Origin of the sequence: Actinophytocola sp. NPDC049390 (genome assembly GCF_044466355.1) — a bacterium.
In the GTDB taxonomy this organism is placed as follows: Bacteria; Actinomycetota; Actinomycetes; order Mycobacteriales; family Pseudonocardiaceae; genus Actinophytocola.
The window spans coordinates 371,395-381,532 of sequence record NZ_JBITMQ010000006.1 but is presented as its reverse complement, the minus strand read 5'-3'; the positions used below and the strand labels follow the sequence as shown (position 1 = coordinate 381,532).

The 10,138-nt window shown below is 69.8% G+C and carries 10 protein-coding genes; 2 read left to right on the top strand and 8 right to left on the bottom strand.

The genetic code is table 11. The annotated features are described in order from the left end of the window. Positions 1 to 61 precede the first annotated feature (61 nt). The 6 genes from ACIBVP_RS20250 to ACIBVP_RS20225 all read right to left on the bottom strand — a co-directional run bounded on the left by ACIBVP_RS20250 (position 62) and on the right by ACIBVP_RS20225 (position 7,267). Positions 62 to 1,690 carry a class I adenylate-forming enzyme family protein gene (locus tag ACIBVP_RS20250; protein ID WP_396107709.1) on the bottom strand — a complete coding sequence of 543 codons (1,629 nt, stop codon included), beginning with the start codon at positions 1,688 to 1,690 and terminating at the stop codon, positions 62 to 64. A gap of 9 nt (positions 1,691 to 1,699) precedes the next feature. Next, on the bottom strand, positions 1,700 to 2,905 hold the full coding sequence (locus ACIBVP_RS20245; protein WP_396107708.1) for a cytochrome P450: 1,206 nt from the start codon (positions 2,903 to 2,905) through the stop codon (positions 1,700 to 1,702). After that, on the bottom strand, positions 2,859 to 4,298 hold the full coding sequence (locus tag ACIBVP_RS20240; protein WP_396107707.1) for a DHA2 family efflux MFS transporter permease subunit: 1,440 nt from the start codon (positions 4,296 to 4,298) through the stop codon (positions 2,859 to 2,861). Before ACIBVP_RS20240 ends, ACIBVP_RS20245 begins: the two co-directional genes overlap by 47 nt. Before the next feature lie 114 nt (positions 4,299 to 4,412). Continuing rightward, positions 4,413 to 5,627, bottom strand: a complete 1,215-nt coding sequence (locus ACIBVP_RS20235; protein WP_396107706.1) for a cytochrome P450 — start codon at positions 5,625 to 5,627, stop codon at positions 4,413 to 4,415. Between the two features lie 204 nt (positions 5,628 to 5,831). Further along, entirely contained in the window at positions 5,832 to 6,293 is a 462-nt protein-coding gene (locus ACIBVP_RS20230; RefSeq protein WP_396107705.1) for an ABA4-like family protein, read from the bottom strand. Continuing rightward, positions 6,293 to 7,267: a hypothetical protein gene (locus tag ACIBVP_RS20225; protein ID WP_396107703.1), complete on the bottom strand. Its 975-nt coding sequence runs from the start codon at positions 7,265 to 7,267 to the stop codon at positions 6,293 to 6,295. Before ACIBVP_RS20225 ends, ACIBVP_RS20230 begins: the two co-directional genes overlap by 1 nt. A gap of 85 nt (positions 7,268 to 7,352) precedes the next feature. On the opposite strand from ACIBVP_RS20225, the gene ACIBVP_RS20220 reads away from it, so the two are divergent. Beyond that, positions 7,353 to 7,976 carry a MerR family transcriptional regulator gene (locus tag ACIBVP_RS20220; protein WP_396107702.1) on the top strand — a complete coding sequence of 208 codons (624 nt, stop codon included), beginning with the start codon at positions 7,353 to 7,355 and terminating at the stop codon, positions 7,974 to 7,976. A gap of 18 nt (positions 7,977 to 7,994) precedes the next feature. Here the strand turns inward: ACIBVP_RS20220 and ACIBVP_RS20215 are convergent, their stop codons facing one another. Further along, the gene (locus tag ACIBVP_RS20215) at positions 7,995 to 8,753 is read right to left on the bottom strand and encodes a thioesterase II family protein (protein ID WP_396107701.1); all 759 of its coding nucleotides are present in this window, start codon (positions 8,751 to 8,753) and stop codon (positions 7,995 to 7,997) included. A gap of 94 nt (positions 8,754 to 8,847) precedes the next feature. Further along, positions 8,848 to 9,033 (bottom strand): hypothetical protein, encoded by a 186-nt coding sequence (locus ACIBVP_RS20210; protein ID WP_396107700.1) that lies wholly within the window; start codon positions 9,031 to 9,033, stop codon positions 8,848 to 8,850. Between the two features lie 333 nt (positions 9,034 to 9,366). Here ACIBVP_RS20210 and ACIBVP_RS20205 point away from each other — a divergent pair, with 333 nt between their 5' ends. Next, positions 9,367 to 10,131, top strand: coding sequence for a BTAD domain-containing putative transcriptional regulator (locus ACIBVP_RS20205; protein ID WP_396107699.1), 765 nt, complete (start codon positions 9,367 to 9,369; stop codon positions 10,129 to 10,131). Positions 10,132 to 10,138 lie beyond the last annotated feature (7 nt).

Below are 10,138 nucleotides of genomic sequence, written 5' to 3'. Positions count from 1 at the left end.
TGCTCAGCCGGAGATCAGCCGGGGTCAAGCGGGTCAGTCAGCGGGTCGGTCGAGCGGGGGGTCAGCGGGTTTCGGGGCGGGGTTGCGGCCGGGTGCCGGTCTCGACGGGCTGCACGGCAAGCAGCTCGGCGGCGACGTCCCGCAGCGCGAGCCGGGCCGGCTTGCCCGCCCGCACGCGGGGCAGCTCCGCCACCCGGTACAGCTTCACCGGCACCTTCGCGGGCGCCAGCGCACGGCAGGCCGCGAACACGGCGGCCGGGTCGACGCCCATGGCGCCGGTCTGCAGGTACGCGACCGGCACCTCGCCCAGCGCCTCGTCCAGCTCGCCGACGACCACCGCCGCGGTGACGCCGTCGACACCGAGCAGCACGTGCTCGATCTCGCGCGGGTTGATCGCGGTGGACCCACGGGTGATCAGCTCTGCCATGCGGCCGGTGATCGTCAGGTACCCGTGCGCGTCGCGGGTGGCGAGGTCACCGGTGTGGAACCAGCCGTCGCTGATCGCGGCGGCCTGGTTGTGGTAGCCGCCCGCGGTCACGTTCGGGCCGCTGACCCACAGCTCGCCCTCCTGCCCGACACCGGCGTCCTTGCCGGTGCGCGGGTCGATGATCCGCACGCTGACACCGGGGATCGGCATGCCGCACGCGGCGTCCACCCGGCCACCGTCGGGCCAGCTCACCGCGACCGGACCGGTGGTCTCGGTGGTCATGTAGCTGTCGAGCAGCCGCACGCCGAACCGCTCCTCGAACCGCTCCCGCAGCGTGGTCACCGACGACGCGCCCGCGACCAGGGCGACGCGCACGTCCGGCAGGTCGACGTCGAGGTAGCTGCCCGCCCACAGCAGGTCCAGGTACGTGCTGGGGATGCCCGCGAGGAACGTGATCCGCCGCCGGGCCAGGTCCGTGAGGAACGAGGTCCGGTTGGCCATCAGGTCGGCCACGTCCTCGGCCGCGGTCGGCGTCAGCCAGCCCGACGCGCCGGTCGCGAGCACACCGATCACGGCGACCTGCTGGGTGATGCCGTGCGCCAGCGGCAGCGGGCAGGCCACCCGGTCCTCGGGGCCCATCCCCAGGATCGGCGCGTAACAGGCGGCGATCGCCCACATCACGTTGCGCTGGCTGAACAGCACGGCACGCGGGGCGCCGGTGACACCGGCGGTGTAGGTCAGGAAGGACAGGTCGTCCAGACCGAGGTCGCCCTCGGGCTCGGCCCCCGGCTGGATCTCGGCCAGCTCGGAGAACAGCGGGAACAACGGCAGTTCGTCGTCCAGCTCCTCGCCCTCGTGGTCGACCAGCACGACCGTCAGGTTCGGGAACTCGCGGCGGACCCGGTTCACCTGGTGTGCGCGTGCGGTGTCGGTGAAGACCGTGGTCGCGCGGCTGTCGGCCAGCAGCGCCGCCAGCTCGGCGTCCTCCAGTCCGATGTGGATCGGCGCGCTGATCGCGCCCGCCCGCAGCACCGCGAGGTGGCTCTCCACCGCCTCGACCATGTTGTCCAGGTACAGCAGCACGCGGTCGGCCGCCTGCAGGCCCATGTCGGCCAGGTGGCCGGCCACCCGCGCGGACCGCAGCTCCAGCTCCGCCCACGTCACGCTGCGCCACGGGTCGGCGAACGCCACCTTGTCCGGGGTCGCGGCGGCGTGTTCGCGCAGCAGCTCGGTCAGCGGACGGATCAGATCGGTTCTCAACATGGCACTCCCCTACGAGATGGTGACCGGCAGCGTCAGCGGCAGCCGGATGAGCGTCGACTCGCGCCACTTGATGTCGTCCACCGGCACGGCGAGCTTCATGTCGGGGAACCGCTTGAACAGCTCCTGCAACGCGATCCCGTTCTCGATGCGGGCCAGCTCGGCGCCCGGGCAGGCGTGCGGGCCGCGGCCGAACACGAGGTGTTTGTTCTCGGTCCGGTCGAAGTCGAGCTCGTTGGCGTTGGGGAACTTCCCGGGGTCGCGGTCGGCGGCACCGATCGAGAGGTACACCGTGTCGCCCGCGGCGATCTTGACCCCGGCGATCTCCAGGTCCTCGCGCGCGAAGCGCCGGAACCCGCGCTGCGTCGGGCTGTACATCCGGAACATCTCTTCCATGAGCTTGTGCAGCTCGTCCTCGTCGGCGTTCGCGAGGCGGTCGGCGTAGTCCGGGCGCTCCATCAGCGCGAGCGTGCTGCAGGACAGCATGCCCATCGTGCTGTCGTAGCCTGCCGCGAACATGATCAGCGCCATGTGCGACAGGTCCTCGGGCGGCAGCAGGTCGCCGTCGTCGTCGGTGACCTGCGCCCACGTGGTCAGCAGGTCGTCCTTCGGGTTCGTGCGCCGCTCGACCAGCGCGCGTGCCATCGCGGCGCCGATGCCCTGCGGGTTGACGAGCTTGCCGGAGAACACCAGCTCGCCCCATTCGCGGACGTGCACCCGCTCCTCCTCGGGCATGCCGACGAGGTCGCAGATCACGGTGATGGGCAGCGGTGCGCAGAAGGTGTCCATCAGATCGACGACGCCGCCGCCGGAACCCTTGGCCTCGATGTCGTCGAGCAGCCCGGCCACCAGCTCGTGGATCTTCGGCTTCAGCAGCCGCATCCGGCGCGGCACGAAGCCGAAGTTCACCAGGCGGCGGGACTTCGTGTGCTCCGGCGGGTCCTCCATGACGAGGCGCGACTCGGGCAGTCCCTCCGGCGGGAGGTTGTTGGTGTAGTCGTCGCTCGCGTACCTGCGGTGCCGGGCGAGGCGCTGGTCGCGCAGCGCGTCGTAGACCTCGGTGTAGCCGGTGACCAGCCACACGGGGATGCCGTCCGGCGTGCAGACCCGGTGCACGGGCCCCTGCTCGTGGAACCGCGCGTACTTGTCGAACGGCGCGTGCCAGTACTCCTCATCGAACGGCATGTCGTGGCCGTGCATGGGGCACTTGTCCGCCATTTCTCTTCCCTCCGGTTTGGTTCAGTCCGATGACGGCGACGACGATGGCGATCACTGTCAGGACCAGGCAGAACGTGAACACGTTCAGGTAGGACGACACGGTCCGGGCCCCATGGGCGTCCGTGCCGGACTGCAGGATGGTGGCGACGGCGGCGGCACCCAGCGCACCGCCGATCTGCCGCGCGGTGTTGTTGAGCGCGCTGACGCTCGCGAACTTGGTGGCGGGCGCGGACTCGGCCGCGGCGGACATCGTGGACATCATCGTGGCGCCGATGCCGAAGCCGACGAACACGCTGGCAGGCAACCAGATGGTCAGGAACGCGCTCTGCTCGGAGAGGAAGAACAGCAGGAGGGCGGGCACGACGGCGTGCGCGGCCATGCCGAGCACGGCCGCGAACCGCGGTCCGCCGTACCGGCCCATGACCTTGCCCATCACGACCGCGCCGATGGCGGCGACCACCGCGCCGACGGTCTGCGCGAGCCCGGCCTCCAACTCGCTGTAGCGCCAGATGTCGGTGAGGAACAGCACGGCGCCGAGCAGCCACGCGTACATCACCGTGCCGTACAGCAGGGCGACCACGTTGGCGGCGGTGAACGACCGGTTGCCGCGGAACAGGGAGAACTCGAACGCGGGCGAGGAGTGCCGCACCGACCGCACCATCGCGAGCACCAGGCACAGCACGCCGCCGACGAGGCAGGCGAGCGTGCGCGCCGACGTCCACTCCCAGGTGGTGCCGTTGGTGACGCCGAGGGTGAGCCCGCCGACGCCGGCCGCGAGCAGCACGGTGCCGACCAGATCGGGCAGCCCGCCGGTGGCCGGTGCGGGCCGCAGCACCCGGAGCGCGGCGACGACCAGCGCGATGCCGACGGGGACGTTGATCAGGAACACGGCGTGCCAGCTGAAGGCCTCGACGAGCAGCCCGCCGAGCCCGGGCCCGACGGCGGCGGCGACACCACCGGCGGCGCTCAGCAAGGAGATCGACATGACCTTGCGTTCGGGGGTGGTGTCTCTCAGCAGCACGGACAACGACGCGGGAACCATCACCGCGGCGCCCGCACCCTGCAGGGCTCTCGCCGCGACCAGCAGCGGCAGCGACGGCGCGAAGGCGCACAGCAGCGAGGCGAGTGTGAACAGCACGATCCCGCCGGCGAAGATCCGCTTGCGCCCCAGGGTGTCCGCGATGCGACCGCTCGGCGCCAGCAGCGCCGCGAAGATCACCGCGTAGGCGCTCATGACCCACGAGAGGTCCGGCAGCGACGCGGTCGGGAACTCGCGTGCGAGCGCGGGCATGGCGAGCATGGTGACCGTGGAGTCCAGCATCGCGAGGAAGTTCGCGCCGGACGCGGTCAGCACCACTGCCCAGTAGGAGGGCAGAACACGTTCTGTGGACATGGTTTCCCACCCGTCTGGCGAGGTCGTGGGGCCAGTATGCCGAGCAGGGGTATGCGGTCAGTCGCCTCACGCACACCCCACGACCACCGCCAGGTAATCGTCCGGTGGAGACGGTCAGGACAGGATCACGGGCAGGGCCTTCGGCACCCGGATGAACGTCGACGTGCGCCACTCCAGCTCCTCCTCCGGCACGGCGAGCCGGATGTTCGGGAACCGCGAGAACAGCGCGTGCAGCCCGATCCGGATCTCCAGCCGGGCGAGTTCGGCGCCGGGGCACACGTGCGGCCCTCGGCCGAACGCGATGTGCTGGTGGGGCGGCCGGGTGAAGTCCATGACGTCGGGGTCGGGGAAGTGCTTGGGGTCCCGGTCCGCCGCGGCGACGTAGAGCATGACGGTGTCGCCGAGACCGATCTTCTGCCCGGCGATCTCGACCTCTTCCCTGGCGAACCGGCGGAAGCCGCGGTGCACGGACCCGTTGCGCCGCAACAGCTCCTCGACCGCCGCGGGCACCAGCCCCGGCTTGGCCACGAACTCGGCGGTGTGCTCGGGGTGGTTCATCAGGTCGACGGCGCAGGCGGCGAGCGCGCCCAGCGTGCTGTCGAACCCGCCGGTGTAGATGCTGAGGATCAGCAGCATCACCATCTCGGCCGGGATGACCTCGCCGTTCATGTCGGTGGCCTGTGCCCAGACCGAGATCAGGTCGTCGCGGGGTTCCTCGGTGCGCTCGGCGATGAGACCGCGCAACAGGTTCGCGAACCCGACCTTGGCCTCGTAGTTGACCTCGTCGACACGGCCGAAGATGTCGTCGGTCCAGCGCCGCACGTCGTCCCAGGACTCCTTCGGCACCCCGAGCATCTCACTGACCATGACGATCGGCAGCGGTGCGCAGAACATCCCGGCCAGGTCGACGACCTGGCCGTCCGCGCCTGCCTCGGCCATGTCGTCGAGCAGGTCGGCCACCAGTCCGTCGATCTTCTCCCGCAGCTGCGCGACCCGCTTGGGCATGAACGCGTAGTTGACCAGTCTTCTGGTGTGGCCGTGCTCCGGCGGGTCCTCCATCACCAGGGGCGCGACCGGCACCCCCTCGGGTGGCACGTCGTTGGTGTAGTCCTCGTTCGCGAAGTCGCGGTGCCGGGCGAGCCGTTGGTCCCGCAGCCACTCGCGCACCTCGTCGTAGGAGGTGACGGCCCAGACCGGTATGCCGTCCGGCAGGCAGAACCGGTGCACGGGACCGGCTTCGTTGAGCCGCGCGTACGTGGCGTAGGGGTTCGCGAAGTACGCGTCGTCCAACGGCTGCTCGTGACCGTGCAGCGGGCATTTCCCGGACATCGGTTTCTCCTCGGGTAACAACGGAACCGCGGTCAGGAGAATCATGTCCGTTTTCGGGTACTCGCCCGGTAACGCCGGAGGAACCTCCACAAAGGAACCCCGCGAGTCGCGCGCTCAGACACAACGAGTTGTACGTTTCGTGCAGAGCGTGGGTGCACGAAACGTACAACTCGGTATGCGCGAGAGCGCGACTCGCGGGGTTTGTCAGACGGGGATGGCGGTGCGGTCTGGTTGGGTGGGGGTGTTCTCCGGCTTCCTGCCCAGGACGTTGCGCAGGATCAGGTAGGCCGGGACGGCGATCGGCGACAGCATGATCGCCACCACGAGCAGCGGGCCCATCACCAGCGGGTGGATGCCGCGTTCCCGGCTGTCCAGGTACATCCAGCGCCCGACGAACAGGTCCCACGCGATGATCTGCGCCCACGCGAACGTCAGTGCCGCGGGCTCGGCCAGCAGGTCCTGCCACCCGGCGAGCGTCGGCTTGGCGACCGCGGGCAGCAGCTCGCCGAACATCGGGATCGCGAAGACGAACCAGAACACCAGGGGCGGTGTCGCGGACCACGGCGAGGACACGATCCGCCTGGTCCACTCCCACGTGGGCGCGAAGATCATCAGCAACCAGAACGGCGCCGCGGCAACGAAAACCAGGGTAAAGGCTGTCGACATCAGACCAGTGCCTCCTCGGGGACGGGAGCTTGCGCGGGCGTCGCCTTCCGTGCGCGCAGGGCCCACGCCGCTGCGACCATGGTCCCGGCCACCAGTACACCGGCCGCACCAACGGTCAGTAAGTCCGGGCTCGTGAACGGCTGTTCCCGCAGCGCCTGCCACGCGGTGATGGCGAACACGCCGGTGTAGGCCCCCGCGAACGTCCACACGAGACGGATGCGGACCAGCTCGTCGCGCAGCCGGGGCAACGTCGTCACCAGCAGCCCGAGCACGACGGCGAACAGCGGCACCAGCTGCAGTCCGTGGATGCCGACGAAGTGCGGCACCCGCAGGTCACCGCCCGTGGTGCTCCAGCCGGTGACCGCCATGCCGGGCCCACCGTCCGGCACGCCGACGCTGTGCGCGCCGATGATCTCCATGGGCGGGTTGGCCCGCTGCTCGTCGGTGCCCCACGTCATCAGGAACGCGATGGTCATGCCCGCGATCGTGATCACCGAACCGAGCCGCAGCGCCAGCATCGCGGGCCGGTCGACGTGCCGTTCGAGCATCAGCAGCCCCGTGCCGGCCAGGTTCACCACCCAGAGCACCACGATGCTCGTCCCCATGATCGTCCACATGGCGGTGTCGAACGGGGTGGAGACGTTGAAGTGGCTGCGGTGGCCGCGGATGGTCTGCAGGAGGACAACCCCCACCTCGAGCGCGCACACGACGGCGGCGATCGTGCCGAGGTGCCAGCCCAACCGCCGGTACCGCTTCTGCATCGCGTGCATCCACGCCCACATGGCCGCGTAGAGCCCGAACGAGAAGGCGAACTTGCACGGCTTCGCCCAGATGGGTGCGCCGACCAGCACACGGTCGTCGACCGCGAGCCCGACCGCGGCGACCACCGTCACGACCGCGGCGAAGGCCGCGAACACCATCAACGGTCTGTGCCAGCCGTACACATCCCGGACCAGCCCGGTAACGCCACGCATCAGGTTCCTCCAGCCGCGCGGATAGCGACACTATCTGCTATCCATGGTGATAGGCTCGGTGCCGTAGGTCAAGGGAAGGACAGCCATGCGCGTGAAGGAGTTGAGCAGCCGCAGCGGCGTGTCCGTGCCGACGATCAAGTACTACCTGCGCGAAGGGCTGCTACCGCCGGGTGAGCTGGTCAGCAAGAACCAGGCCAACTACGGCGACGCGCACCTGCGCAGGCTGCGCCTCATCCGCGCGCTGATCGACATCGGCGGCCTCACGATCGCCGCGGTCCGTGACGTGCTGGCGGCGGCCGACGCCCCCGACGAGACGGTCCGCCGGATGCTCTACACCGCGCAGGAGAGCATCAGCGGACAGCCGGACCTGCCGCACGACGACGCGTGGGCGGAGGCCGACCGTAACGTGGCGGAGATGGTCGAGCGGCGCGGCTGGCAGGCACGGCCCGACAGCCGCGCGTGGCAGACGGTGGTCGCGGTGCTGGTCAGCGCGCGGCAACTCGAACACGGCGTGTGGACCCACAAGCTGGACGTGTACGCCGAGGCGTGCGAGCGGATCGCCGCCGCCGACCTCGAGTACGTCGGCGGCATCGCGGACGTCGACGCCATGCTGGAGGGCGCGGTGGTCGGCACCGTACTCGGTGACGCCCTCGTCACCGCGCTGCGCAGGCTCGCTCACCAAAGCCAGTCGGTCGCACAACTGCCCTGACTCGGCCACGTGGCGCGGTCAGCTCGCCGCTTCGGCCGACACTGACCGGGCGTGGGTGCGGAGCTTGCCGAGAATGTCCGGCACGACGTCGTTCAGATAGAAATGACCACCGGGAAACACCGTCAGCTCGAATTCCGCGGAGGTGTGTTCGCGCCACGCGTCCGCTTCCGCGACCGTCACTTTCGGATCATTGTCTCCGGTGAGCGCGTAGAGCGGACAGCTCAGTTTCGGGCCGGGACGATGCGTGTACGTTTCCGCGGCCACGTAGTCGCCGCGAATGGCGGGCATGACCATGGCACGGACGTCCTCGTCGTCGAGCAGGGCCGCCTCGGTGCCGCCGAGGGCCTTCATGGCCGCCAGCAGGCCCGCGTCGTCGCGCAGGTGGGTGCGTTCCAGGCGGGTGCGATGTGGGGCCGGACGGCCGGACGCGAACAGGGCGGTCGGTATGACACCCGACTGCTCCAAACGGCGTGCCAGCTCGTAGCCGAGTGTCGCACCGAGACTGTGACCGAAGATCGTCAGCGGTCGGTCGGCGAGTGGGAGGACGGCGGGCAGGAGGCCGTCGGCGAGGTCGTGGATCGAGCGCAGGCACGGCTCCCGCAGCCGGTCCTGGCGGCCGGGGTACTGCACGGCCAGCACGTCGATCTCAGGCGCGAGTGCCCTGGACACCCCGAAGAAGTAGCTCGCGGAGCCGCCCGCGTGTGACAGGCAGAGCAACCGCGTCGCGGCGTCGTCCGCCGGGTGGAACCGCCGGACCCACAGGTCGGTGTCGGTCATCTCGCTCACCTCGGGAGCTCGTTGTCGCTGTTCACGAACATGACGACGGGCTCATCACCAGCCCCGATCCGGTGATGAGCCCGCCACTGTGCACTCAGGACGCGACCGCGTTGTCGCCCGTGGCGCGGCCGTCCGACCAGCTGATCGTGGTCGGTGCGACCGCGGCGAGACCGACGTTGGTCATGCTGTCCAGGACGTCGATGGTGATGGTGCCGCCGGCCGGGGCCTCGCCGCCGTTGAAGAAGAAGGAACGGAGAAGCTCGCTCGTGGTGGTGGACATTGGAGTCTCCTTGGGGTTCGTTTTGCGATAGTGGGGAGCAACCGCTGGTCTCAAATCTGCGCCATCAGGGTGGTCGTGGGCAAGTTCCATGCTCATCGTTGGCCCATGGTTTCTCACCCGGCCAAGCCGTGAATCGCTCATATCGACTGGCCGCGCCTGCTCGGCTAGGCTGGAGGTCTACCCTTGCGGCCGGCGCGGGCACCCGTGAGGCGATCACCGTGCCGGTTTCGCTTGTTCACATCCGGACGCGTGACATGGGAATGTTCCCCGGCGCTCACTCGGATGTAACCATTCCGTGGTGACTGGGGCATTTCCAGACTCGGAGTGAAACCCATGAGGTTTTCTGTTCTCGGAAGTATCGAAGTCACCGGCGACACCGAGCCGCTCGAACTCGGCGGGGTCAAACAACGCGCGATTCTCGGCTACCTCCTGCTGCACGCGAACAAGGTCGTGCCGACCAGCGGGCTGCTGGGGGCGATGTGGGACCGCACCCCGCCACCGACCGCGCGCAAGATGATCCAGAACGCGGTCTCCGGGCTCCGGCGCGTCCTCGCCGGGCGGCCGGGCGACCTGCGCACGCACCCGCCGGGCTACCAGCTGTCCGTCGACACCTCCGACGTCGACCTGTACCGCTTCCGCGCGCTCGCCCACGACGGCAGGCGGGCGATCGCGGACGGCGAACCAGAGCACGGCGCCGAGTTGCTGCGGGCCGGGCTGGCGCTGTGGCGCGGTCCCGCGCTCGCCGACCTGGTCGAGGCCGGCTACCGGTGGTCGGAGGTGGCGGCGGTCGAGGACGAGCGCCTGTCCACTCTGGAGGACCGGCTGGACGCCGAGCTGGTGTGCGGGCGCCACCGGGAGATCACGCCGGAGCTCGAGGTGCTGACCGCGACCGAACCGCTGCGGGAACGGCTGTGCCAGCAGTTCATGCTGGCGCTCTACCGGTCGGGCAGGCAGGCGGACGCGCTGCGGATCTACCGGCGCACCCGGGAGGCGCTCATCGACAGCGTCGGCCTCGAACCGGGACGTGAGCTGCAGGAGCTGCAGCGGCGGATCCTCGAACACGACTCGGCGATCCAGCTGGCGGTTACCGGGCAGTGAGCGCGCG